We start from the raw sequence: 25313 nt of genomic DNA, 5'->3' as shown, positions 1-25313 counted from the left end.
TGTAGGAGCGGGCTTGCCCCGCGAAGGGCCGCAACGCGGCCCCAATTGTCTCAAAGCATCGGCGAAACGCTAGGCTCCTGCCGCGGCCAGGCATCCAGAACGGCCTTGATCAAGGTCGCCAGCGGAATCGCGAAGAAAATCCCCCAGAACCCCCACAACCCGCCAAACAGCAGCACCGCGCAGATGATCGCCACCGGGTGCAGGCTCACCGCCTCGGAAAACAGCAACGGCACCAGCACGTTGCCGTCCAGCGCCTGGATGATCGCGTACACCGTCATCAGGTAGATGAACTGGTCGCCCCAGCCCCACTGGAACAGCGCGATCAAGGTCACCGGCACGGTCACCACCACCGCCCCCACGTACGGCACCACCACCGACAAGCCCACCAACAGCGCCAGCAAGGCGGCGTAGTTCAGCCCCAGGCTGATGAAGGCGATGTAGGTGGCGATCCCGCAAATCAGGATCTCGATGCCCTTGCCGCGAATGTAGTTGGCGATCTGCCGGTTCATCTCGTTGCCCACCCGGTTCAGCAAGCTGCGCTGGCGTGGCAGGTAGCCACTGACCCAGCGCCCGATCAGCTCGCGGTCCTTGAGGAAGAAGAACACCAGGATCGGCACCAGCACCAGGTAGATCATCGCGTTCACCAGCAGCGGCAGGCTCGACAGCGAGAAGGTCAGCGCCCATTGGCCGAACTTGCCGATTTCGCCGCGCACCGACTCGATCGCGTGCAGCACCTGTTCGTCCGACACCAGGTGCGGGTAGCGCTCAGGCAGCAGCAACAGCAACGATTGCCACTTGCCGAGCATGCCCGGCAATTCGTTGAACAGGGTAATCAGCTGGTGCCACAGCAACGGCACCAACACCAGCATGAACACCGCCAGCGCCCCCATGAACAGGGCGAACACCAGCATCACCGCCAGCCGCGTCGGCACCCGCAGGCGCTCCAGGGCATTGACCAGGCCCTGCATCAGGAACGCCAGGACCATGCCCGCCAGCACCGGCGCCAGCATGCCGCCGAGGGTGAGCACGGCAGTGAAGGCCAGGAACAGCAGGACCGCCAGCACCACCGCTTCTTCATCGGAGAAGTAGCGCTGCATCCAGTCGCGAAGCACTTTGAACATTGACGATCCTTGGGAGGGGCAGGCTCAGGCCTTGCGCAGCCAGTAGGTGTAGGTGCCGGCCTCGGCCGTTTCCTGCAGCAGGGTATGACCGGCCAACTGGGCGAAAGTGCGGAAGTCGCGCTGGGAACCGGCATCGGTGGCGATCACCTTGAGCACCGCGCCACTGGCCAGGCGGTTGAGTTCCATCTTCGCCTTGAGCAGCGGCAACGGGCAGTTCAGCCCGCTGGCGTCGAGTTCGGCGTCGCAGGTTGGGGTGTCACGCATCGGATGCATCTCCAGGGCGAATCGGAAAAGGCCGCTAGGATACCGCCACTGGTCTGCTCTGCGCGACCCGGCTACAGTAAGCCTTTTTACCGACGCGAGCTTCTGCATGAATCTACTGCGCCCTACCCTGCTGACGCTGGCCTGCCTGATGGCCCTTCCCGGCCATGCCGACGACCTGCCGTCACTGGGCGACGCCAGCTCCGCGATCGTTTCGCCGAAACAGGAGCACGACCTGGGCCGTGCCTGGCTGAGCCTGCTGCGCGGCCAGGTCAACCAGCTCAACGACCCACAGCTCAAGGACTACGTCGAAACCACCGTGTACCGCCTGGCCGAAACCAGCCAGCTGCAGGACCGACGCCTGGAATTCATTCTGATCGACAGCCGCGAGCTCAACGCCTTCGCCGCCCCCGGCGGCATCGTCGGGGTCAACGGCGGCCTGTTCCTCAATGCCCAGACCGAAGGCGAGTACGCTTCGGTACTGGCTCACGAACTGGCGCACTTGTCGCAACGCCACTTCGCCCGTGGCGTCGAGGCCCAACAGCGCATGCAGCTGCCGATGATGGCCGCGTTGCTGGCCGGTATCGTGCTGGCGGCAGGGGGCGCGGGCGACGCCGGCATCGGCATGATCGCCGGCACCCAGGCCGCGGCCCTGCAGGAGCAGCGGCGCTTCTCGCGGCAGAACGAGCAGGAAGCCGACCGGGTCGGCATCCAGAACCTGGAAAAGGCCGGCTACGACCCACGCAACATGCCGACCATGTTCGAGCGCCTGGCGCGCCAGTACCGCTATGACGCCAAGCCGCCGGAGTTTCTGCTGACCCACCCGGTCACCGAATCGCGTATCGCCGACACCCGCAACCGCGCCGAGCAGGCGCCCAAGGGCGGTGTCGAGGACAGCCAGCGCTACCAGCTGATCCGCGCCCGCGTCGCCCTCACCTACGAGGGCACGCCGGGCCTGGCGGCCAAGCGCTTCCGCGCCCAGCTCGACGAAGACCCGAAACTCGATGCAGCCCGCTACGGCCTGGCCCTGGCGCAGATCAAAGGTGGCCAGCTCAACGAAGCGCGGGAAAACCTCAAGCCACTGCTGGCCAAGGCGCCCAACGACATCACCTACAACCTGGCGCAGATCGACCTGGACATCACCAACAACCGCCTGGCCGACGCCCAACAGCGCGCCGAGCGCATGCAGGGGCTGTACCCCGGCAACTACCCGCTCAAACAGGTGCGTGCCGACCTGCTGGTGAAGCAGAACAAGCCGGCCGAAGCCGAGAAGGTACTGGATGACTTGCTGAAAAGCCGCCCCGATGACCCGGACGTGTGGTACGACATGGCCGAGGTACGCGGCCTGTCGGGCAACACCATCGGCCTGCACCGGGCACGGGCGGAATATTTCACCCTGGTGGGGGATTTCGACCAGGCGATCCAGCAGCTGGACTACGCCAAGCGTCGCTCGGGCAGCAACTTCCCGCTGGCTTCGCAGATTGACCAGCGCCAGCGCGAGATCATGGAACAGCGGCGCATGGTGCAGGAAATGATGGGGCGTTGAGCCCCCTTCGCGGGCAAGCCCGCTCCCACAGCTACAGCGCTACCCTTGAGGACTGCGCTTTACCTGTAGGAGCGGGCTTGCCCCGCGAATGGGCCGCAAAGCGGCCCCAAGGCCTCAGGCGTTACCGGAAAGCTTCAACCGCGCCGCCTGGGTAAAGTCGAGCATGCGGTTCAGCGGCTTCAGCGCCTTGGGCACCAGCGCCGGGTCAACGAAAATCTCATCGCCGCCGTTGCGCAGGCAATGCAGCACGCGCTCCAGGGTGTTCATCGCCATCCACGGGCAGTGCGCGCAGCTGCGGCACGCCGCGCCGTTACCGGCGGTCGGCGCTTCGACGAATTCCTTGTCCGGGCACAGCTGCTGCATCTTGTAGAAGATGCCGCGGTCGGTGGCGACGATGAAGGTCTTGTTCGGCAGGGTTTGCGCGGCCTTGATCAGCTGGCTGGTGGAGCCCACCGCGTCGGCCAGCTCGATCACCGACTCCGGCGACTCCGGGTGCACCAGAATCGCCGCATCCGGGTACAGCGCCTTCATGTCGGCCAGCTGGCGCGACTTGAACTCTTCGTGAACGATGCAGGCACCGTCCCACAGCAGCATGTCGGCGCCGGTCTGCTTCTGGATATAGCGGCCCAGGTGCTGGTCCGGGCCCCAAATGATGGTTTCGCCGTTGTCCATCAGGCTTTCGACGATTTCCAGCGCACAGCTTGAAGTCACCACCCAGTCGGCCCGCGCCTTCACGGCTGCGGAGGTGTTGGCGTAGACCACCACGGTGCGCTCGGGGTGCTTGTCGCAGAACGCCGAGAACTCTTCCACCGGGCAGCCCAGGTCGAGCGAGCAGGTGGCTTCCAGGGTGGGCATCAGCACACGCTTGTGCGGGGTGAGGATCTTGGCCGTCTCACCCATGAAGCGCACGCCGGCAACGATCACCGTGTCGGCCGAATGGTTCTTGCCGAAGCGGGCCATTTCCAGCGAGTCGGACACGCAGCCGCCGGTTTCCTCGGCCAGCGCCTGAATCACCGGGTCGCAGTAGTAGTGGGCCACCAGCACGGCATTCTGCGCCTTGAGCTCGGCAGCGATGGCCGCACGGTATTCGGCCTCCTGCTCGGCGGTCAGCGGGTTGGGCTGCTTGGCGTCAAGGTGAGCCTGTACCAACAGGCGTTCGGAAATCTGAGTCATGATCGCTGGACCTGCGGGCGCGCACGCGCGTCGAATCGAGTGTATCACCCGGCCCTGGCAGATCGGCTAAGGGTGCCGGACGGCAGGCACGCCGCCACGGCCCTCTGCGGGCGCGGATTATTATCGGACGCCGAAGGCTACAGACAATCTAGAGAATTCAAAAGCGCTTTTTGTGTTGCCTGTGCCGGCCCCTTCGCGGGCAAGCCCGCTCCCACAGGGCCGGAACAGGTCGGCCGGTCAACCTTCCGGCTGCATCGCCGCAAAGTGTGCCGCCAACAGCATGGCGAACTCTTCGACGGTCATCTTCTTGCCGTTGAAGTCGACCATGCCATCGGCATAGTGCAGGCTCGACACCACGTCATTGCCCTGCACCGTGGCCATGCCACTCTGCACCGCCATCATGCCGACCATTTCCCCGGCCTGGCTGGACTGCGCGGCAATCGCCTGGGCATCGGTTTCACCTTCGAGCAAGGCCTGCAGGGTCGCCAGGTCACCGATCATCGGCTTGGACAGCGACAGCTTGCCCTTCACCTCAGTGATCAACTGCTTGCCCAGCTGGTCTGGTGGCAGGTCGAAGGAGCTTGGGCTGGCGAAATCCAGCGACAAGTCGAAGCGGCTCTCGCCATTGGCGGTGCGCAGCGACAGGTTTTCCACGGCAAGCTTGGGCCTGGCAGCCAGCAGTTGCTGCAAGTCGCCCTGGAACTTGGCCTTCTGCGCCTCGTCCATCTCGATGTGCGGCACCGGCTGCCCGGCAGCCTGGGCCGCTTCGAACTCCGGCAAGTGCGCCTGGTACCACTGCCCCAGCGCCTGCAGGGCCGGGGCATCGAGCGACTTGAGGCTCACGCCCATCTGCGCCGCGCCCACCGCCCGACCATCCCAGGTGATCTCGGCCACCCGGTAATCGACGCGCCCGCCCACGGTATCAGGGCCGTCGAGGGCTTGCAGGAGGTTCTGCTCGATGCCCTTGAGCACCAGCACCTGCTGCTTGGCCCCAAGGGTCGCCTTGGCTTCGGCCAGCAATACATCGACATTGCCGGCGTACACGGCGTCATGCTTGGTAGCCGCCAGGTTGCCGCCCAGCTTCAGGCCGGAAAGCTCGAAGGTGGCCGGTGGGTGGTCCTCGCCCACCAGCTTCACTTGCAGGCGGTCGGCACTGCCATGGAATTTCGAGGCTTTGCCTTCGTTATCGCCACTGACTTCCAGGTGCATGCCGGAGAAGTCCAGGCTGCTGCCGTTGGCGTCGGTGCGCTTGAGCGGCGCCAGGACGACATCGCTGTCGACGCCACCGGCGAAGCCCAGGCTGGTGTGGGCGCTGATCGGCGACTGGTCACCGGCCGCGTCGAACCAGGGCGCGGTGAAGTCATCTTTGTTCAGGGTACTGCTGCTGGTCGCCAGCACGGGCATCAACTTCAGTGCCTTGACCCGCGACCAGGGGAATGGGCCGTGCTCGATCTGGTCGGTCATGCCCAGCTCGAAGCCCACCACCTCACCTTGGCCCAGGTTGATATCCTTGGCCTTGAAGCGGTACTGGGCCGTACTGGTGAAGAAATGCTGATCGAGAGAAACCAGCTCGATGGTCATGCTGCCGCCGCTGTTGACCAGCGCCTTCTTGAACTGTTCGTTGCTGCGGTTAACCGCGGCTTCCAGCTCCGCGGGCACGCGCTTGCCGGTGTACCAGGCACCTGCGGTGGTGACGACGGCGATGGCAATGGCCAAGCCGGACAGGATACTGACTGATTTCTTCATGAATTGAACCGATTGCTGTCCATAGGAAAAGTGCACGCCTGAGCGAGCGCAGTGGCTAGGTTAGCACTGTGCCGGACCCGGTGCGGCACAAACGATCACAGCGCCAACCCCAGGCGCAATTGCGCCGGGAATTGCCAATCGCCGCAACAAGCCCCCGGGAGCTCGGCCATGGCCTTGAAGCCCTGGGCGTGATACAGGCTGATGGCGGCGGTGTTGCCTGCCTCGACATCGAGCTCGACCCTGCGCTGCCCGCCGGCCCTCGCCGATTCCAGGGCCATGTGCAGCAGGCGACGCCCTAGCCCCTTGCCGCGCGCTTCTGGCGCAACCACCAGGTTGTAGATGAACAACGCATCAGCGGAGGGCTTGGGATGCCCGGCAACTGAACGCAACAAGCGGCGAATCACGCCTGCACCGGACAACCCCGGGTAGAAGCGCAGGACCGAACAGAGCAAACCCAGGTCGAGCCCATTCTTTTGCTGCGCCGAAAGCGTGGCGACCACACCACGGCAGCGCCCATGCTGTAGCACCAGCCGGTGCCGGGCATGGCCGAAGTGCCCAAGGTTGCGAGCGAAGGCATGGGCCAGGTAAGGCTCCAGGTAACGGTCGCCATACACTACCGTCAAGGGCCGTGGGGCGATGCTGACAATCAATGGCACCACCTGGCCAGCATGCTGCGGGCTGGCGTGGCAAAAGGTTTCAGTCATGGCCGAGCACTCCCATGCGCCGCAGCAGGCGAATGGCATTGGTATTGCGCGATACCCCATGACGCAGCTGGTAATTGAAACTCAAGCCCTGCTCGCCTGCGTCCTCGTAGCCTTCCTCGAAGTAGATGTTGCACCCCAGGCCCTGCAAGGCCGGATCGGTGGCCAATGCGACGTTGTGCGTAGTCAGCAGGCCGAGCGCCTGGTGGGCGCACAGCGTGCGCAGGATCTCGATGATCGCCAGGTTGCGCTCTTTCTCGTTGGTGCCCTTGAGCAACTCATCGAGCAGGTACAGCACGGGCACGGGCGATTGCCTGACCGTGTCGATCACCGCCTTGACCTGCAACACCTCACTCATGAAGTACGAAAGCCCCTGCTCCAGCGAATCGGCCACCGAGATGGACGACACCATGCGCATCCGCCCGAAACTGAAAGCCTGCGCAGCCACCACCGAGCCGGCCTGGGCCAGGCGCAGGTTGAGGGCGACGGTGCGCATGTAGGTGGTCTTGCCTGACATATTGGAGCCGGTGATGATCGTCACCTGCCCCGGCACCAGCGCCACCGGGTTGGGCACCGCGCGCTCCGGGTGCAGCAGTGGGTGGCATGCCCCTTGGGCCGTGAGGCTTGGCTCGTCGACCTGACGGGCAAAACACCAGCCTGGGTTTTCATCGGCAAGGCCTGCGAATGCCGACAAGGCCTCCAGTTCGGCCAACACTTCCAGCCAGGCAGGCAGGTGCGTTCGATGCTGCCTGCGCCAGCGCGACAGCGCCAGGGCACAGTGAAAATCCCAGAGCAGCACTGCCTGGGCGAACACTCCAATGGTCGGGTTGTGGCGCAGTCGCGCATAGCCAAGGATGCTGTCCAGTCGGCGTACAGCGCGTGCCGGAGGCGCCTCGCCCACCGTCAACTGGCCGGCCAGCCGTTGCAGGCACGGGCTGGCGAACGGCTGCCCGGCCACGTGTGTCAGCCAGCGGGTAAGGCCGTTGAGTGCATCGGCGCTGTCATCGGCCCCGGCAAAAACGCCATGCCAAGCTTTGGCACGCAGTGCATACAGCACCAGGTTGATGCCGAGACATGCCAACAACGTGGCCGCCGGCAACCCACCGCCGAGCACGCCGCCCATGCACACCAGGCTGGCCACTGTCGCGCCCCGGCCCAGCGCTACCTGCAGGGGCGTAAACCCCGCGCTATCCTCGCCTGCCACCCATTCCCCGAGCCGCCCAAGGTCCAGGCCCCGGGCATTGAGGTGCAGCGCATACGCCGCCAGTGCCTGGCGCAGGTCGCGGCACCCGGCCAGCTCGGTGATGGCCTGTTGACGGTCGCGCAGCGCTTCATCCTGGGCCGGTTGCGTCAACCATTGGGCGATCCGGCGATCACCCAGGCCAGTGGCCTGGTTGAACAGCAGCTGCCCCATCGACGCTGGCCCGAACAGGTTGATGTCCAGGTCCTGCTTGTCGAATAGCGGGCGCAGGCTTTCAGGGCAATCGGGCAAGGCGCTGAAATCCCGCTCCAACCGCGCCAGCGCCCACTGGTTGAGGGTGACCAGGTGCTGTTCGTGCTCAATGGCTTCGCGCAACTTCGCATGGCGCTGGACCATCCCGATGAACAGCATCAGCCCCAACACCAACGCGGCCCACAGCCAGGGAGCAAAGCCGCGTTCATAGCCATGCCAGGCGAGTGTCGGCAATGCCAGGAACACCAACAGGCGCAGCCACTCGGTTCGCCGCAGGCGCCCACCGAGCCGTTCGATGCATGCCCGGTGGCGGCTCGACCGGGCGCGCAGGTCGTCAGCCAGCGCCTGCCGGCTCTGGGCCGTGCTCGGCGCGCAGGACGCGGCGCTGGGAAGGTTGCTTGATATCGAACATGCTGGCGGCATAGGCTCCAAAAATCCTGTTGAGAACGGGGTTTCGCAACCTCAGGTACAGGCCGCTGGCACTGAGCTGCGACCCGAGGTTCTGCTTGACGAAGTAATTGGTGATGCCCAGGTCGACCCAGCCCGTGCAGGTTGATGCGAACTGACGCAGCACGTCGATGTGCAGCACATAGTAGGCGTTTACCGGCAATTCCACGGCGTAGTCGCGGCCAAACAGGAACGGGTTGATGACCTTGCCGCCCACACCGCTGAGCACGAACGCCACCGCCTGTCCGTCGCCATCGTGCAGCACCGAGAACACTGCCATGCCACTGCCCTGGAGTTGCTGGAAGAACGCCAAGGGCAGCGCCTCACGGCGATACTCGGTGGCCCGCTCATGGGTATTGAGGTAAAGGCGGTACAACTGCTCAAGCCCTGGCACCTCGCCGGGGTAGTGAACGACGCTGTAGGCAGATGCCTCAAACGTGGCCATGGCCTTTTTCAGTATCTTGCGGCTGTTGGCCTTGAGCCTGGCGTAATGTGCAGGCCAGCCCCTGCCATCGAGGCAGATCAACGCCAATGGGTAGTTGTTGCAGGCACGAAAGCCACGGCGGCGCAACAGCGCCTGCAGCGGCTCGGTGGCAGCGTTAGCGGTTTCCAGGTCGCGCACCACATGTACCTGGGCGCGCGGCAAGGCGCGCTGGGCACCCGCGACCATCACCTCGAACAACGCCCGTTCGTCGTGGCCGGGCGCTACCCACCAATGTTGCCCTGCCGTTTCGAAACATCCCAGCATGGCGACCCGCAGCAACCCTGCCCTGGGCAACACACACCTGACGACCCTGGCACCACGCACGGCCCAGGTGGGCGCCTCTTCGAGGATGTCGAGGTCTTGCTCGGTGGCGAACATCAGCCCCACGACCGGCCCCTGGGCATGCTCGCGCACCTCCAGGTAACGGTAGGTTCGCTGTGGGTAGCAGGCCTGCACCACGCCCATGAAACGGTGGCTACGAAACGGGTGGTCGAACGCCAGCGTCGCGTTCCACAGGGTTTCGTCGATGTCGGCGATATCATCGTACAGGCGTAGTTGGCCACCCTCGATGGCCAAGGTGTCAATCAGCATGCTCTAGCACCCCCTGGCTCCTGAGCGCGTCCAGGTAGGCTTCGCGGTGCTTGAACACATTGCGTAGCGCCGGAATCTGCGGTGCTGGGAACAGGCCTTCACGCAGCAGCCGCAATAGGCGGTTCACCCAGCCGCGTTGGTGGCGGATGAAGAAGTACAGCGGCGATGACACGGCGCCAATGCTGAACTTGGCCTCATAGCTGGTTTGCCCCAATTCGATAAAGGGAACGCCCTGCGCCTGCGCCTCCTCGACGATACGGTACAGGCAATTGAAGTAAAGGCAGCTGGCATCGCGATACTGGTAGTCGATGCCCAGGTACAACGGATGCAAAGCCGCCCCCTTGAGAAACAGTTCGAACGCTACCAGGCGCTCGCCGTCGAAACAGAGCAACGCATACGCTTGCCCGCCCAGGCAGGCGCCCACTTCGCGAAAGAAGGCCTCGCTCAGCCGCTCAAAACGGGTATTGGAGCGTTCCAGGACGTTGAGGTACAACCGATGCATGGCCGCGGCATGCTCGGCAAATTGCGCGTGCACCACCCAGCGCAAGCCTGCATCTTCGAACATCTTCTTGCGCTTTTTCATCACGTTGCGGTACTTGCTGAGCATGTTGTCGGCATATTCCAGCCCATTGACCACGGCCGTGCTGACGTACGTGGTGTCCGGGCTGCGGCACACCAGGTAGTGTCCTCCCCAGGCCTGCTGCAGCCGGCGCTGCAGTGGCGCGTCGAACTCTTTCAGGCAGACGAAGCCGATGCCCAACTGCGCCGCCTTGCCCAGCAGCTGCTGGTGAACCGCCCACAACGTATCGTCCCATTGCCCCTCACGTACCCCGGGCAAGCCAAACATGTCCGAACAGGTCGCCAAGGGGCTGCCGACCACGAACAGGCGCGCCTTGAGCAAGCGCGGCAGCACCGTGCGGGCGTGCCGCACCACTGCCTGTACAGGCACCGGTGCCAGGTCGGTCAGCGAGTAATCCATGCTGAAGCAGGCCAGGATGCCTGTTACCTCACCGGTGCGCAGTACCTTGAGGTAGTGAAAACCTTCAACCATCGCGGCGCGTTCCAGCGTCTGCTGCAGGGCATAAGAGGCAGTTACCTGGCCTGCACCGAAGCATGCCTGCCAGTCGGCAGGATCGATGTCCGTCAGCCGCTCCACCCATTCAAAGGTCATGCCCATGGCTGCCCCCCGGCGCATCGATCAGTTGCAATGCCCGGCCCACATCGGTGATCGCCGCAATGCTGAAGTCGAGCTCTTCCTGGGTCAGGTTGGCGCTGAGGTTGATACGTACCCGCGCCCGCGACCGGCTCACGGCGGGGTGCGCCACAGGGTTCACATAGACACCGCGCAGGTGCAGGGCCTTGGCCAGTTCGTAGGCCTTGTGCTCTGCATAGGTCATCAGCGGAATGATGCTGCTGCAGGTGTCGAGCAGATCGAAGCCCCGTGCGCGCAGGGCGCTGACGAAATAGTCGGTCTTGCTGCGCAGTTGATCGATGATCTGCGGCGACGATTCGAGCACATCCAAGGCGGCGATGATCGATGCCAGCACCGGAGGCGGCAGCGAGGCCGAGAAAATGTAAGGGCTGGCGCCAGCTCGCAACAGTGCCGCCGTCTCGTGGCTGGTGGCAATGAAACCGCCCACACCCGGCAGGCCCTTGCTCAGGCTGCCGGTCAGTACATCGACTTGGTCACTGACACCGAACAGCGCAGCGGTACCGCGGCCGTTCGGGCCCAGATGGCCGGTACCATGGGCATCATCGACCAACAGGAAGGCATTGTAGCGACGGGCCAAGGCTGCAATCCGGTCCAGCGGCGCGAGATCGCCATCCATGCTGAAAACACCGTCGGTGACGATGAACTTGCGCTGCGCCTGCGGCAAGCGCTGCAGGTTGTGCTCCAGGCTGCGCAGCGATGCATGCCGGTAAGGCACCACGCGCGCGGCGCTCAGGCGCAGGCCATCAACGATCGACTGGTGGTTGAGCATGTCGCTGAGCACCACATCGCCCTCCCGACACAGCGTCGCCAAGGCAGCCAGGTTGGCAGCGTAGCCCGAAGAGAAAGTGATGACTGCCTCGACACCCAGAAAACGCGCCAGGCGCTGCTCCATTTCCACATGCAGCTCACTGGTGCCATTGAGCAAACGCACGCCACTGGAGGTGGTTCCATAATGGCGAATGGCGTCGATGGCCGCTTCGTTGATACGCGGATGCCCATTGAGGCCGGAGTAGTTGTAGGACCCCAGGTGCAACACATCGCGGCGGCTCGGCGCCTTGGCATGCTCACTGAAACTCACCGAAGCGTGCTTGGTGGGCATCGAATGGAACACCCGGCCAATGACGTCCATATAGCCGTTTGCCACCAGCCCCTCCAGGCGTTCGAGCAACCCGCCCAACACCTCGTTGTCCCGGGCCAGGCTGCGCGCCTGCGCTGCGTTGTCGTCAGTTACCCGCTCTGCACGTGTCGTCATCATCAATCACTCCTTGATCAATCGAGGTTTACGTAACACCGCCAACCACGGCAGGCAGCACGCCAGCACCGCCAATAGCAGCAGCCCTTCACCCTGCGGGCTGGATAGCCACAGGTAACAGCAACCCAGCAACTGCCCGCCACGCAGCGCCCACCGCCCACTGCGGCCGGTGCCACGGGAATGGCCGGCGCAATTGGCCACCACCAGAAACAGCAAGGCCGCCAGCGTAAGGTCGCCTGCTGGCAGGGCCGCATGGTGAACAACCAGGTAGAAACCGACGAACAGCGCCGGCAGGTAGTCGAACCAGGCAAACTCATGGGCCACCGGCTGGCCCTGCTCCACAGGCACCTGAGTGTGCGCAGGGCTGCCAAACAGCACACGCAACTTGCCCAGCAGCCCCTGTGCTGCCATGGCCGAGCGGATGCAGTGGCGATAGAGAAAGAAATTCAGGTAGCCAGGTGATGCGGGCTGGTGGATCGGCGTGGTGATGCCGTAACGCACCGGTTCTTGAGGCAGCTCGCGCTGGTAGGTGCCGAACAGCTTGTCCCAGATAACCAGGAAACAGCCGAAATTCTTGTCCAGGTAGATAGCGTTGCTGGCGTGATGTACACGGTGCTGCGACGGCGTCACCAGTACCCGCTCCAGCAGACCGAGTTCGGGTACCAGGGCGGTATGGATGAAAAACTGGTAAAGCAACTGCACTGAAATGACCAGCAGGTAGTGCTCCAGCGAAATGCCAAGCAACGCCATGGGCAGGAAGAACAGCCACACCGTGAAATTGCCTATCCAGCCGATACGAACCGCCGTGGTGAAGTTGAAAGCCGTACCGCTGTGATGGATCAGGTGGTTGCACCACAGCAGGGCGCATTTGTGGTGTGCCCAGTGGTTGAACCAGTAGAGGAAGTCGTACACCAAGAACGCGAAGCCGATGTTCGCCAGGGGCCCGCCCAGGTCCAGGGGCAGTGAATAGTGTTCGAGCAGGTAACGGTAAAGCGCCAGGTTGACCGAGGCGAACAGCACGCCCACTGCCAGGTTGCCGATACCCAAGACAGCATTGACCAGCCCTTCGGCCGGCTGCCAGTTCGCTGAGCGCTTGCAGGCCAGCAAGATCCCTTCAAGCAGGATCGAGCCCAGCACCAATAGCAGCAGGTAGACCAAAAACATCGTGGTTTGCATGAACACCCCTTCCCTGGGCTAGGCGCAACCTGCGCCTGAACTTGCTTGGGGTTCCTGTCCGCTGGAGCCCCGGCGCACACGTCGCCGTCACAAGAGATGTTTCTAGAACGAATGATCGCCCTGGGAATCAAGGCGCCAAGGCGTAACCCTTGAACGACCGCGACAAAACACGACAGGGCGCGCAAAGCGTAAATTTTTATCAACATCAAAAACTGCAATTCAGCCAGCAAAACGCTTAAAACGGCAAAAAAAGCCGCTTTCAGCCGATAAAGCTTCATAAAACCACGGCACGCTGTCGTGTTTCACTTGACACCCAAACCCCCTTCATCGTTTATTTGCCCCGCTTTGCGTCGCGCCCGACAAACCAAACAACTACAGGCAAGCGCCCCGACCATGACCATTGAGCCTCAAGCCCGCTGCAGCTCCCGCCGCCCCCTCGCCCTGGCCCAGCATCCACGCCCAGGACCGCGCCCGTACTGATCGCCCTTTTCCTGCAACGCCCCGCCTGGGCGTTATCTGCCGCTCCTACTACAAACGGTGAACAATATGGAGCCGATCCGCACCCTGCAGCACCCCGCCTTGCCCGCCCCTTCGGTACAGGAGCCCTGCCAGCATGCAGACTGAGCACAGCCCTGCCGGCAACGGCCAACTCCGCAAAACCCTGCGCCTGTGGCACGTGATCATCATCGGCCTGGCCTACCTCACGCCCATGACGGTGTTCGACACCTTCGGCATCGTGTCTGGCCTCACCGCTGGCCATGTGCCCAGTGCCTACATCCTGGCCCTGGCCGGGATCCTGTTCACTGCGGTGAGCTACGGCACCCTGGTACGACGCTTCCCACAATCGGGCTCGGCCTACACCTACACGCAACGGGCGATCAACCCGCACGTCGGCTTCCTCGTCGGCTGGTCGTCGCTGCTGGACTACCTGCTGCTGCCGATGGTCAACGCCCTGCTGGCCAAGCTGTACCTGTCGGCGATGTTCCCCGAAGTGCCGGCGTGGGTCTGGGTGACCGGCTTCGTCACCCTGATCAGCTTGATCAACATGCGCAGCGTCAACCTGGTGGCGCACTTCAACCTGCTGTTCGTTGCCGTGCAGGTGGCGATCATCGCCGTGTTCATCTACCTGTGCGTGCGCGGCCTGGACCAAGGTGAAGGGCTGGGCACGGCCTGGAGCCTGATTCCGTTCGCCGACAGCCAAACCCAGTTCAGCGCCTTGGCCGCCGGTGCGACCATCCTGTGCTTCTCGTTCCTGGGCTTCGATGCGGTGACCTGCCTGTCGGAAGAAACCCGCGACCCGGGCAAGACCATTCCGAAGGCGATCTTCCTCACCGCACTGATCGGCGGCCTGGTGTTCATCAGCGTGTCGTACTTCATCCAGGCCTACTTCCCAACCATGGCACGCTTCCACGACCAGGAAGCCGCCCTGCCGGAAATCGCCCTGTACGTGGGCGGCAAGTTGTTCCAGTCGATCTTCATCGCCTGCACGGTGATCAACACCATCGCCTCGGGCCTGGCGTCGCAAACCAGCGTGTCGCGCCTGTTGTACGTGATGGGCCGTGACAACGTGATCCCGGCCAGCATTTTTGCCCGGCTGCACTCACGCTACAAAACGCCGGTGCTGAACATTGCCGTGGTCGGCCTGATCTCGCTGTCGGCGATCTTCTTCGACCTGGTGACCGCCACGTCGATCATCAACTTCGGCGCGCTGGTGGCCTTCAGCTTCGTCAACCTGTCGGTGATCAACCACTGCTTCCTGCGCGAAGGCAACCGCCGGGGCCTGGCCAACCAGCTCAAGTACCTGGTGCTGCCGACCATCGGCTTCTGCATCATCGTCTCGCTGTGGCTGGACCTCAACGCCAACTCGCTGATGTTCGGTGGCGTCTGGGCCGTGCTCGGGCTGCTGTACCTGGCCTGGCTGACCAAGGCCTTCACTGCCGCACCGCCGAACTACATCGCTGAATGACCTTTGCTGCCAACCACGCCCGCGTCTGATCGCGGGCGTTGTTGTTGATCGATAAGGAAAGTCCTCATGCTGCTGCGTCGCCTCTCCATCCAGTGGAAGATCACCCTGCTTGCCGGCCTGTGCCTGCTGGCCATCGTCGCGCTGCTGGTCGCCACGGCACTGACCCAGGCGCGGCGCAGCGCGGTACTGGTCAACCAGGCCAGCACCGAAATGCTCGAACACAGCGCACGCCTGCGCCTGCAGGCCCATGCCGAAACCCAGGCCTTGCGCATCCAGCGCTATTTCATGGACGCCTACCAGTACGGCAACGGTTTCGCCCGCCTGGTGCAGGTGCTCAAGGCCAAGGGCGGCAACGACCTGCGCGCCGAGCTGAACCGCCAGGCCAAGGCGAGCCTGGCCGGCAACCCGGACGTGATCGGCCTGTACCTGGTGTTTCAGCCCAACGCACTGGACCACCAGGACAGCCAGTTCGCCGGCCAGGCCAACACCGGCAGCAACGAAACCGGGCGTTTCTCGCTGTACTGGTCGCAGCCCAGCCCCGGCACCCTGGAGCAAGAGGCGATGCCCGAGTCGATGCTGGGCGACAACAGCCCCGGCAGCAATGGCGCGGCAAAGAACCGCTGGCTGACCTGCCCCCAGGAAACCGCCAAGGCCTGCGTGCTGGAGCCCTACCTGGATGATGTCAACGGCCGCCAGGTGCTGATGACCAGCATCGCCCTGCCCCTGCTGGACAACGGCAAGGTGGTGGGTGTGGTTGGCCTGGACATCGGCCTGGCCAACCTCCAGCAACTGAGCCTGGACGGCCGCCAGGAACTGTTCGATGGCCAAGGCCAGGTGAGCATCGTCAGCGCCGCTGGCCTGCTCGCCGGGCATAGCCGCGACGCAGGCAAGCTCGGCCAGCGGCTGGCGCAAACCCTGGACCAGGGCCTGCTGCGCGTGGCCCGGCCGTTCGCGCCAATTCCCGATGCCAGCCCCTGGCAGGTGCAGTTGGAGTTGCCCGAAGCCGTGCTGCAAGCGCCGGCCCTGGCGCTTAACCAGCGCCTGGACGCGCACGCCCAAAGCGCCAACCTGACCAGCCTGCTGATCGGCCTGGGCGCTGCGGTGCTGGGCCTGCTGCTGGTGTGGCTGACTGCCCGCGGCGTGACGCGGCCGATTCTGGCCGTGGCCGCACGCCTGGAAGACATCGCCAGCGGCGAGGGGGACCTGACCCGGCGCCTGGAATACGCCCGCCAGGACGAGCTAGGCCAACTCACCGGCTGGTTCAACCGTTTTCTCGACAAGCTGCAGCCGGTGATCGCCCAGGTCAAAGGCTCGCTGCTCGAAGCCCGTGGCACGGCCGACCAGTCTGCCGCCATCGCCAGCCAAACCAGCAATGGCATGCAACAGCAGCAACGCGAGATCGAGCAGGTGGCCACCGCCGCCAACGAGATGAGCGCCACCGCCCAGGATGTCGCCCGCAGCGCCTCCCAGGCCGCCCATGCCGCCCGTGGCGCCGACCAGGCCAGCCGCGAGGGCTTGCAACTGATTGCCAGCACCCGCCAGGCCATCGAGCAGTTGGCAGGCGGCATGGACACGGCGATGGGCGAAGCCCGCGCCCTGGAGCAGCGCAGCGAGCAGATTGGTTCGGTGCTCGACGTCATCCGCGCGATCGCCGAGCAGACCAACCTGCTGGCGCTCAATGCTGCCATCGAGGCAGCCCGCGCCGGTGAGGCCGGGCGCGGCTTTGCCGTGGTCGCCGACGAAGTGCGCAGCTTGGCCCAACGCACCCAGGTGTCGGTGGAAGAGATTCGCCAGGTGATCGAAGGCCTGCAGCAAGGCACCCAGGACGTGGTCGGTTCGATGCACGATGGCCAGCGCCAGGCCCAGGCCAGTGCCGAGCGTATGGAACAAGCGCTGCCGGCACTGCAGCGCATTGGCGAGGCGGTGGCGGTAATCAGCGACATGAACCTGCAGATCGCCTCGGCGGCCGAGGAACAGAGCGCCGTGGCCGAGGAAGTGAACCGCAACGTGGCTGGCATCCGCGATGTCACCGAGTCGTTGTCCGGGCAGGCCGATGAATCGGCGCGCATCAGCCAGGCACTGAACCGGCTGGCCAACCAGCAACAGGCGCTGATGGAGCAGTTTCGCGTCTAGCCTGTAGGCGCGGGCCTGCCCCGCGAACAGGCCCGCACAGACTACACAGCAACAAAGGCTATTTACCGAGTACAACCCATGCAAAGCGCAACCCGAACGACCTTCTTCGACATCACCAGCGAACAAGGCCTGCTACGCACGTCGATCGCCGTCACCCTGTTCATCGCCACCATCGGCATTGGCTTTGGCCTGGCCTCCGGCTCGTTCTCGATCGTCTTCGACGGCGTGTACTCGCTGGTGGATGCCAGCATGAGCGGCCTGTCGTTGGTGGTGGTCAAGCTGATCACCTCGCACGCCACCAGCCTTCAGCTCTCGCGCAAGCTGCGCGAGCGTTTCACCATGGGCTTCTGGCACCTGGAACCGATGGTGCTGGCACTCAACGGCATCCTTCTCAGCGGCGTGGCCATCTACGCGCTGATCAACGCCGTCAGCAGCGTGCTGCAGGGCGGGCGCCACCTGGAGTTCGGCATCGCCATGGTCTACGCCGTGTTGACCGTGATCGCCTGCGCCACCATCGCCGTGGTCGAGGCGCGGGCCAACCGCCAGCTGAACTCGGACTTCGTGCGCATGGACGTCAAGGGCTGGGTGATGTCAGCCAGTATCACCGCGGCATTGCTGATTGCCTTCTGCTTCGGCTACGCGGTGCAAGGCACGCAGTGGGAGTGGGTATCGCCGTACATCGACCCGGCGGTACTGGCGTTGGTGTGCCTGGTGATCATTCCGCTGCCGCTGTCGGTGGTGCGCCAGGCGCTGTCGGAAATCTTCCTGGTCACGCCTGGTGACCTCAAGCTGCATGTCGACACCGTCGCCCAGCAATTCATCGCCAAGCACGGTTTGCAGTCGTACAAGGCCTATGTGGCCAAGGTTGGGCGCTCGCGGGAGATCGAGTTGTACTTCATCGTGCCCACCGACATGCCAGCGCGCTCGATTGCCGAATGGGACGCCCTGCGGGACGAAATCGGCGATGCCGTGGGTGGCGAGGGGCCAGACCGCTGGATCACGGTGGTATTCACCGGGGACCCGGCTTGGGCTGAATAAGCACCTGGACTAGCTGGCTTCTATGGAACAAATCGTAAATATTTGATTTAACTGATATTCCTGTAGGAGCGGGCTTGCCCCGCGAACACCGGCAAAGCCGGTGCCATCCACCGCGTCGCCTGCTTCGCGGGGCAAGCCCGCTCCTACAGGGGATTGCGGTGTCCCGGGAACGACAAAGCCCGCGACCATTTCTGATCGCGGGCTCTGGCTTACGGCATATGGTGGGTCGTGTAGGATTCGAACCTACGACCAATTGGTTAAAAGCTGACATCACGATCGTCGACCTGGCTACCTATGCGCGCGAGGGCTAACAGGCCCAGATGGCTATCGCCTATATCTCGCTCCTGAACACTATCAACAACATCGCAGAGCGAGACCAATTCAAAGGTCGACCTCTGATCGCGCTCACCGACGAAGGCCACATCCCTTTGAAGGTGCCAATGCCCAGTCTTGCGCAAAGCCCCGACGAGCCCTGGTACCTCGGGCCCTCGAATGCCAGGTGGGTAATCACAGCCTGACCGGCCAGAGCATTTGCCTAGAGGGACCGGTGGACAGCGACACGCTGCTGTCAGTTATTGATGCACTCGCCGCCCAGGCCACACTGCGCAAGGAGTCGTCGAGGTAATGATCAAACTCACGGTCACCGGCACGGACAACAATGACGAAGAAAGCAACCTGCCAAGCAGGTTCTTTCCAAGTGCAGGCTCGGGGCATGGATGGTTTGAGCTTGAGGCGGCCGGAGGAGAATTACCCTCGCACCGAGAGCTGAGCTGGACTCTGCAGCAATGGAATGATGACTGTGTATTCATGGAGTACGATTCGGCCACAGGCAGAGGACGCTTCGTGATCGTTGACTGGTATGCACCGGCCGCTGGGACCGTGATAGAGCTGGAAGGCGCTGGCGATACGGACAGAATAGAGCGATAAAATACGTTATCACCATAACCTGACGAGGGATCACCACATGGCCCGACCTGGTACACCCCGCCTTCCAACCTGCTTGGACCAGTCCTACAACTGCTCGACCTGCAACACCCAAGGCCTTGACCTTGAGGAGGATGTAGACCAAGAAGACTGGTGCTGCATGGAGTGCGGCGAGAGCATAGACATCAAGATGCTCGATGACGGTGGTCACATCTATTTGGTAAAGCGTCTCCCCGCACGCGCATTGCAACCCGGTGATTCCGTCCTGATGGAGACCGACTATGGCGATCCGCGTGCGTATCAATCTCGACGAGTGTTCGATGCGTCCCGCTCGGTCAGCAAACCCGATAAGTGGGAGGTGGCCATAGAGAAACACACGCGCGTGAAGGTCGACCCGGACTGTTACTACAACTGCCCGGTGGATAGGAGTAGGTGATGGCTAAGCTAATCAGCTTCGAACCGCTGCGCGATTTCTTCCAGCGTCGTCAGGCGGCCCGGCTCGATGCGCCGGCGATCGGCCTGCAGCTGGTGACCCTGCGCAGCGAAGCGCTGCGCGGCAATTTCGTCTTTCCCGGGCTGGATGTCACGGCCGCGATCGAGCTGCACGGCCAGCGCGTCGGCACCATCGATTACGGCGTCAGCCCGCTGAACGACCGCCTGTACATAAGCGAATTCGAGATCCACCCGGCGCACCAGGGCCAAGGCCTCGGCCTGGCCACCCTGTGGTGCCTGAGCCGCCAGTACGGCCTGCCGCTGGCCTCGATGCACGAAGTGGGCCTGTCGACCGGCTTTTGGGCCAAGGCCGAGCAGCGTCTGGGCCGTGCCGGCGTGCACCTGCAGCGCGATATCAGAAGCGGCGATCAGCCAGCGATTCAGGCGACCTGGGCGCACCTGGTACCGGAACCCGAACACGAACGACTGATCCGCGAATTGATGGCTTCGCCCGAGTGGCCGGCGATCAAGGCACGCATGGACGCGGAGTACGGCCCATGCCGACAGGACTGATTACCCTGGACGCCGGCTGACCGCGCTGGAGTTCCAGCAACTGGCCCACGTGCCGGCCGCAGTGGAATGGTTGGCCAATATCAACAACCCGCGCACCCGGCGAGCCGACCAAGCTGACTTGGCGGTGCTGCTGTATCACGGCCTACGCCGCGAAGAGTGCGCACAGCTGCAGCTGACTGACCTGCAGGAACGCCGAGGAATCAAACACCTTCGCGTCTTGGGCGAAGGCGGCAACATGTTGCCAACGGCGTGGTTTGGCGGGTTCTCGGCCACACGTTCATCTTGCAGGCGTATCACCGGCTCGAAATGGTCGGCGTGCCAGCACTCCCCCAGCTCGCACGCGCAGCGGCCCGAGAATTAGGCGTGTAGCTCGATGCCCTGTTTCTTGGTCAGCCTCATGGCGGCGGTTTCCTCGATCAGTCGGCGTCTTCTTCTGGCCTAAAGTTGGGACTCAACTTTCGCCCCTCAGCGGTTGCCACCCAGCAAGGCGCTCGGGATTCTCGCTCCACCAAGCCAAGGCGAGCTAATGCGTTCATTGTACTCAAGTTGCAAACACGGGCTCCGTTGATCTCAACTACTGATCCAACGGAAACACGTGCCTCCCATCTCTGGCTGAGCCAACGCATAACCTCCTGCTGCACTGGGGTGAGTTTTGGCTTGCTCATCTGGATTTTTTCCTGCTGCGTGGTATTGCGCGCCAGCATGCAACAGCCGGGCGTTTTCCTATTGCTGAGCAAGGTAGCTGGCCACCAACGCGGAGTGTTTAATTTTCCCCTTGGTAGCGGTGACCGTCATGGTGGTTCGCTCGACGGAAACTTCCAGTTTGTAATGGTCGCGGTAGGGTCTGTTCTTGAACAGCTCAGCCACCCTGGTCGCAAGTTTTTGTGCCAATTCAGCACTGTCGAGGTACAGGGTTTTGTAGCTGAGACGCCCGGTCGGTGACACTGTAAGCCCTTTTACGAGGTCGTCATCTTCGTAGAACTCGTCGCGCAGATTGCTGGGGACCAGCCTGTGCGGAATCTCTACTTTGATGGTCGCGTACTCGACAATCGATTTGTTTGGAAAATCTCCCGCTTTGCGAAGAACGGCCAGGCTCTGGCTGGCCACCTGCAACGTCGGGGAGTGGTGACCCTTGAAAGCCATGTCCCGATCTCGCCCACAGCAGCGCGGAACCGGCGTCTTCTCAGGGGCTTCTTGAAGTACCAGCTGCAGGTGCTCTTTCTGGCAAATACGGCACTGATACTTGAAGTGGGTGGGTGTGCTGGCCATCGTCGAATTCCTATGGTTCCGTTCCGCCGATCCAGCGCGGCTCTTTGGCTTCTGCCAGCCACTCACGAAGCGAACCAGCATCCTCGTCGGGTTCGTCTTCCTCACGCCAGCGCTTATCAAGCAGCGCCTCGCTGGTCAGCTCGACCTCATAGTCTTCCGGGTCCCAGTCTTCATCGCCGACGATTTCGCGCATCAGCTCCAACGCCTGCTCGGCAGACGTGGCGGCAAACCAATCGGATTCCCCGACCTGGTAGCAACGCAGAAGCGGCGGCTGTGGCAGGTCGCCAAGCGGGCCGGTTGCGGGAGTAGCGTTGTCCATGTCATCCCCTCAGTAGTGACGCGAAACCCGCGCCCTGGTACTGCCGAAGCCCGCACGAGGCGGGCATGGGGCGGCGACGGCTTCCTACCTGTTACTGGCGGCCAACGATGGCCTTGATCGCGTCGGCGGCATCGTACAGTCCGAGGCGGTTCGCAAAAGCATGCAGGTCAGCAAGCTGGGCCTTGGTCGAGTCCTGGCGCTGAGGCTGCTGCGGTATCTGCTCAAGGAGGACTTTCAGTTGGCCAGGCATCGGCGATTTCCCTGAGCATGGCAGAGTTATATATTTGCGCCAGATCTTGGCAATAAACGGCTGGCCCCAATGACTCGCGCTTGAGCGATGTTACGTATCATGAGATGAGCGCCCCGCTCTTGGCCGCCCTGGCCTGAACTACGAGCTCGTCGATTCCCCAACCTATGACCAATCCTGTATTGGCCCGATAGGTCAAACCCGTATCGGCTCCGTTCAACATAACGGGATCTTCGTTGTAGCGATAGCCCGAAACCACGCCAATGACGAAGACCTGGTTCTGGGGCGTAATCACCACGATAGGTCCCCCGGAAAATCCTGGGTTGTTGTAGCCGTCGCAGTAAATTAGTTGGCTGCCTCCACTCTTCGGGCTAAAGCTTGAGATGATCCCAGTTTTGACAAAAGGAACCGGGAAGCCATTGTTTATCTGAGCCGCTTCCATGTGCAGGCCGAATGGAAAACCTAAGAAATATATTTGCTGAGATAAATAATAGGATGCGCTCGTCCCGAGCCCTATCGGTTCCGATGGGGAGAGTGGTTCTTTCAAACTTAGCAGTGAAACGTCGGCGCCTGTAGTTGAATGCCAAACCTCACCGATCGCAACCTCTTGCCATGAGCCGTTGCGGTGAACGGAAATGCTCGACCCAGATGCGAGCCCTTTGACCACATGCTCTGCCGTCGCGAGATATTGACGACCATCAACATCAATTGTGAATGCCGTGCCTATGCCGCCGCAGTGCAATACGTGGAAGGTACGAGTCAGTATGCTTCTAGGGACCATCAAAAGCTCCTTATGGATTAAGCGACCTGAAGCGAGCGAGATGCAGTCATGACACTTTTTCCGTGATCAGACGCTAGCGTCGGTCGGGAGAGCGGCAGCCGCTAAAGCGATTAGCGTCCCAGCAGCTTCAAGCGACTTGCTGTTTTCATGTCCACAGGCAACGCTTCAACGACGCCCTGATTTACAGTAGGGCTAATCATGAACGCGTCTGTCTTCGCTTGCTCCCGACCTTTCTGTAATTGTTCCGGTGTACTAATAAATACTGGCAACTCCCCCGACCAGTTACCTACGCCTTCGAGCGCCGCATCCACATGAATGGACAGATATTGCTCGGTAAGCTCAAAGGTCGGTGTGCTAACGCTATTAACGCGATTGACCCAGGCAAGCGGTGCCATTTGCTTATTAGCAGATCTGGATTTCCGAGGAACAAACGACAGGCGGATGATCTCCTTCATAACTAATCTGCTAAGCCACACGGAGTCTGAATACCTTTCGTAATAATCAGAGATAAAGCTGCCGTTATGAAGGTCTGCAAACCAAGTGCCGTGAGCGACGCCCAGGACGTTGCTAAATAGCGACTCCATCGCATTCATGCCATCAAGCATCCTACCGGTGTGGCCGCACATGATTTTGGTTTTAATGGCATCCCGGCGATCTGTAGCCGCTTGGATTAGTACGGTGACCTCGTGCCCGAACTCTGTTCGCTCGATCAAAGGTGGCTGGGAAAGCAGCCCGCCATAGCCCAGTTCGTTTGAAAGTACATACCTGTCCTCATCTGGCCATTTGCTGAAATCCACGCTCAGTGCCCACAGCTCCCGGATAGTACCTTCTAGGAAGTGAGAAATTCGGAACCGGCATCCATTCGGACCGAATCGCAATACTGAACCCAGCGCTATCAGACTGGGGCCGATAGCGATGATGTCCTCGCAACTCACATTACCTTGTCCCTGAAGGCGCTTTGATGCCTCGTGGATGAGCTTCAGCTCATGCAGATATTGAGCTGTAAATCGGGCTTCGTCCCTGTCGATGAGTACGCTGCAGTTGGCGCACAGCCAAATCCCATTATCGATTGATCCACGTTGCTCAGGACTCATCGAATGGTCGTAACGGCGAGCGCCAGGGCCAGGTGCAGCTGCTGCGATGTGAGCTGCAACGCCGATCATCGTCACCGCATTTGAGGCTTCGTCGCTGGGCCCTACTGTCGGTTCCTTGCACAAGGAGCATTGATAACACGCCCGTAGGGCAAGGTCGCTCTTGGTCCGTTTTGAAAAATCGTCACGGTTGGATTTCATCTGTGGAATATAACCCTGGTAGAGCCCATCGGTAGCAGAGTATCCGGAGTCGCGAAAGCCGCCCCCTAGCACTGACAAAGCCCGCTCAAGGGCGGGCCACTGATCAGAGGCTCTTTTCCTCACTCATCCTCGCCTTCGAGCTCATCTAATCTCCGATGGTTTTGCTCATGCTCATCCCATTTGAATTCTTCGATTTGGATGAGAACAATCTCGTCATCGGTCTTGCCGTACCAGACGCCACCTTCCGATGTTTTATCGTCATAGGTAGGGTCGAACTCTGCTTCCCACTCATCGTCCAAAGGCGTGAGTATCCGATTTTCGCTGTCTGTCATACCGTTTTCCCCTGCTCGATCCTGGTCGCGAAAACCGCGCCTCTCTGCTGCCGCTGCCAAGCTTGATGGCTGGGCTTCGGGTTTACCTAGACGTTTTCCTAAGCAATCCGTCTTGCATCAATGTGGCCGCCCGGTTCGCCATAAAACGTTGACCACATGACCTCCAACTGACGGTCCTACGGCAGTAAAGCGGGGGCCACGGTTTACCTTATGACCACTTACGCGCAGGGCGTGAGCCTTATGCCACTACTGCTTAAGCCGCGCCTTGCTGATCAGCATGCCGACGCCAGGGCCGGCTGCGTCCTCACTTGGTTTGGCACGGCCCAGGTGGTACTCGGCATATTGGCTGCTGCCATCTTGGATCACGCATACCGCCAGAATCCGCCAGCCGTCATCGAGCAGGCGCTGGGCCTGGGTCTGGCCGTTCACCTGGGTCAGTTCAGTTACGTCTTCAATCACCATCGTTGTTGCTCCTTGCGTGGATGATGGCCCAGTGTAATCGCTTTCCATCGGGCACTGACCAACCATAATCATCGGCATGCAGGCGGAGGTCAGTTACAATTCGACAGGCTCGCCGATTTGCCGCGTCACCTGATCGCTCAGGAACATAGCCAAGCCGAGCGCGGCCTGGTCGGCCAACTGCTGGTGATGCTTCACGTATAGCCGGCGCTCGGCGCCAGTGGTCTCTTCTGGCGGCCATTGCGCGGCATAGCTGGCCTGGCGGTACTCGTTGAGGTCTTGCAGGGCGACCCCGTCGAGCATCAGGGTCAGCGGCGCTTTCAACTGTGCAGGGGCTGGCTTGCGGTCGGTGGTGCTCATGGGTGAGGCTCCTTTAATCTTGAG

At 62.2% G+C, this 25313-nt stretch carries 25 protein-coding genes and 1 pseudogene; 8 read left to right on the top strand and 18 right to left on the bottom strand.

The genetic code is table 11. The features are described 5' to 3' along the window. Positions 1 to 50: 50 nt before the first annotated feature. Positions 51 to 1121 carry an AI-2E family transporter gene (locus tag F3J44_RS22620; RefSeq protein ID WP_167070762.1) on the bottom strand — a complete coding sequence of 357 codons (1071 nt, stop codon included), beginning with the start codon at positions 1119 to 1121 and terminating at the stop codon, positions 51 to 53. A 24-nt stretch (positions 1122 to 1145) separates the two neighbouring features. After that, complete coding sequence (locus F3J44_RS22615) at positions 1146 to 1385, bottom strand: sulfurtransferase TusA family protein (protein WP_167070761.1); 240 nt, start codon at positions 1383 to 1385, stop codon at positions 1146 to 1148. A 106-nt stretch (positions 1386 to 1491) separates the two neighbouring features. Here F3J44_RS22615 and F3J44_RS22610 point away from each other — a divergent pair, with 106 nt between their 5' ends. Beyond that, a complete protein-coding gene (locus F3J44_RS22610) occupies positions 1492 to 2928 on the top strand; it encodes a M48 family metalloprotease (protein ID WP_167070760.1) in 1437 nt (478 codons plus the stop codon). Positions 2929 to 3042: 114 nt separating this feature from the next. On the opposite strand, the gene nadA is transcribed toward F3J44_RS22610, so the two are convergent. The 8 genes from nadA to F3J44_RS22570 all read right to left on the bottom strand — a co-directional run bounded on the left by nadA (position 3043) and on the right by F3J44_RS22570 (position 13164). After that, positions 3043 to 4101, bottom strand: coding sequence for a quinolinate synthase NadA (gene nadA / locus F3J44_RS22605; RefSeq protein WP_167070759.1), 1059 nt, complete (start codon positions 4099 to 4101; stop codon positions 3043 to 3045). Positions 4102 to 4338: 237 nt separating this feature from the next. Beyond that, positions 4339 to 5847: a YdgA family protein gene (locus F3J44_RS22600; protein WP_167276258.1), complete on the bottom strand. Its 1509-nt coding sequence runs from the start codon at positions 5845 to 5847 to the stop codon at positions 4339 to 4341. Between the two features lie 95 nt (positions 5848 to 5942). Next, a complete protein-coding gene (locus F3J44_RS22595; RefSeq protein WP_167276255.1) occupies positions 5943 to 6551 on the bottom strand; it encodes a GNAT family N-acetyltransferase in 609 nt (202 codons plus the stop codon). Continuing rightward, positions 6544 to 8424: a hypothetical protein gene (locus F3J44_RS22590; RefSeq protein ID WP_167276253.1), complete on the bottom strand. Its 1881-nt coding sequence runs from the start codon at positions 8422 to 8424 to the stop codon at positions 6544 to 6546. Before F3J44_RS22590 ends, F3J44_RS22595 begins: the two co-directional genes overlap by 8 nt. After that, positions 8336 to 9523, bottom strand: a complete 1188-nt coding sequence (locus F3J44_RS22585) for a GNAT family N-acetyltransferase (RefSeq protein ID WP_167070755.1) — start codon at positions 9521 to 9523, stop codon at positions 8336 to 8338. Before F3J44_RS22585 ends, F3J44_RS22590 begins: the two co-directional genes overlap by 89 nt. Further along, a complete protein-coding gene (locus tag F3J44_RS22580) occupies positions 9513 to 10694 on the bottom strand; it encodes a GNAT family N-acetyltransferase (RefSeq protein ID WP_167276249.1) in 1182 nt (393 codons plus the stop codon). Before F3J44_RS22580 ends, F3J44_RS22585 begins: the two co-directional genes overlap by 11 nt. Further along, positions 10684 to 11991 (bottom strand): pyridoxal phosphate-dependent aminotransferase family protein, encoded by a 1308-nt coding sequence (locus F3J44_RS22575; protein ID WP_205300069.1) that lies wholly within the window; start codon positions 11989 to 11991, stop codon positions 10684 to 10686. The genes F3J44_RS22580 and F3J44_RS22575 overlap by 11 nt, the downstream gene beginning before the upstream one ends. A gap of 3 nt (positions 11992 to 11994) precedes the next feature. After that, complete coding sequence (locus F3J44_RS22570) at positions 11995 to 13164, bottom strand: sterol desaturase family protein (RefSeq protein WP_167276246.1); 1170 nt, start codon at positions 13162 to 13164, stop codon at positions 11995 to 11997. Between the two features lie 613 nt (positions 13165 to 13777). Here F3J44_RS22570 and F3J44_RS22565 point away from each other — a divergent pair. From F3J44_RS22565 to F3J44_RS22535, 7 genes and pseudogenes are all read left to right on the top strand, one after another. Next, positions 13778 to 15130, top strand: a complete 1353-nt coding sequence (locus F3J44_RS22565) for an APC family permease (RefSeq protein ID WP_167070752.1) — start codon at positions 13778 to 13780, stop codon at positions 15128 to 15130. Between the two features lie 66 nt (positions 15131 to 15196). Next, entirely contained in the window at positions 15197 to 17263 is a 2067-nt protein-coding gene (locus tag F3J44_RS22560) for a methyl-accepting chemotaxis protein (RefSeq protein ID WP_167276243.1), read from the top strand. 78 nt (positions 17264 to 17341) lie between these two features. Then, the gene (locus F3J44_RS22555) at positions 17342 to 18301 is read left to right on the top strand and encodes a cation diffusion facilitator family transporter (protein ID WP_167276241.1); all 960 of its coding nucleotides are present in this window, start codon (positions 17342 to 17344) and stop codon (positions 18299 to 18301) included. Positions 18302 to 18549: 248 nt separating this feature from the next. After that, a pseudogene (locus tag F3J44_RS22550) lies at positions 18550 to 18744 on the top strand (hypothetical protein); the annotation flags it as partial. 181 nt (positions 18745 to 18925) lie between these two features. Then, positions 18926 to 19228: a hypothetical protein gene (locus F3J44_RS22545; RefSeq protein WP_167276238.1), complete on the top strand. Its 303-nt coding sequence runs from the start codon at positions 18926 to 18928 to the stop codon at positions 19226 to 19228. A gap of 37 nt (positions 19229 to 19265) precedes the next feature. Continuing rightward, positions 19266 to 19661 (top strand): hypothetical protein, encoded by a 396-nt coding sequence (locus tag F3J44_RS22540; RefSeq protein WP_167276236.1) that lies wholly within the window; start codon positions 19266 to 19268, stop codon positions 19659 to 19661. Continuing rightward, a complete protein-coding gene (locus tag F3J44_RS22535; protein ID WP_167276233.1) occupies positions 19661 to 20230 on the top strand; it encodes a GNAT family N-acetyltransferase in 570 nt (189 codons plus the stop codon). Before F3J44_RS22540 ends, F3J44_RS22535 begins: the two co-directional genes overlap by 1 nt. Before the next feature lie 723 nt (positions 20231 to 20953). On the opposite strand, the gene F3J44_RS22525 is transcribed toward F3J44_RS22535, so the two are convergent. The 8 genes from F3J44_RS22525 to F3J44_RS22490 form a co-directional block, all read right to left on the bottom strand. Continuing rightward, on the bottom strand, positions 20954 to 21499 hold the full coding sequence (locus F3J44_RS22525; RefSeq protein ID WP_205300068.1) for a hypothetical protein: 546 nt from the start codon (positions 21497 to 21499) through the stop codon (positions 20954 to 20956). Between the two features lie 10 nt (positions 21500 to 21509). Then, positions 21510 to 21818 carry a hypothetical protein gene (locus tag F3J44_RS22520; RefSeq protein WP_205300067.1) on the bottom strand — a complete coding sequence of 103 codons (309 nt, stop codon included), beginning with the start codon at positions 21816 to 21818 and terminating at the stop codon, positions 21510 to 21512. A 91-nt stretch (positions 21819 to 21909) separates the two neighbouring features. Next, positions 21910 to 22068, bottom strand: coding sequence for a hypothetical protein (locus F3J44_RS22515; protein ID WP_205300066.1), 159 nt, complete (start codon positions 22066 to 22068; stop codon positions 21910 to 21912). A 97-nt stretch (positions 22069 to 22165) separates the two neighbouring features. Next, positions 22166 to 22846 (bottom strand): serine protease, encoded by a 681-nt coding sequence (locus tag F3J44_RS22510; RefSeq protein WP_167276230.1) that lies wholly within the window; start codon positions 22844 to 22846, stop codon positions 22166 to 22168. A gap of 110 nt (positions 22847 to 22956) precedes the next feature. Then, positions 22957 to 24138, bottom strand: coding sequence for a hypothetical protein (locus tag F3J44_RS22505; RefSeq protein ID WP_205300065.1), 1182 nt, complete (start codon positions 24136 to 24138; stop codon positions 22957 to 22959). A gap of 119 nt (positions 24139 to 24257) precedes the next feature. Further along, positions 24258 to 24470, bottom strand: a complete 213-nt coding sequence (locus tag F3J44_RS22500; RefSeq protein ID WP_167276229.1) for a hypothetical protein — start codon at positions 24468 to 24470, stop codon at positions 24258 to 24260. Positions 24471 to 24716: 246 nt separating this feature from the next. Next, a complete protein-coding gene (locus tag F3J44_RS22495) occupies positions 24717 to 24932 on the bottom strand; it encodes a hypothetical protein (protein ID WP_167276226.1) in 216 nt (71 codons plus the stop codon). A gap of 93 nt (positions 24933 to 25025) precedes the next feature. Next, entirely contained in the window at positions 25026 to 25289 is a 264-nt protein-coding gene (locus tag F3J44_RS22490) for a hypothetical protein (protein WP_167276224.1), read from the bottom strand. Between the last annotated feature and the right edge of the window lie 24 nt (positions 25290 to 25313).

Source organism: Pantoea sp. Tr-811 (assembly GCF_011752535.1).
Taxonomy (GTDB): domain Bacteria; phylum Pseudomonadota; class Gammaproteobacteria; order Pseudomonadales; family Pseudomonadaceae; genus Aquipseudomonas.
The sequence above is the reverse complement of the archived record's forward strand: the minus strand, read 5'-3'. Positions and strand labels throughout refer to the sequence as shown.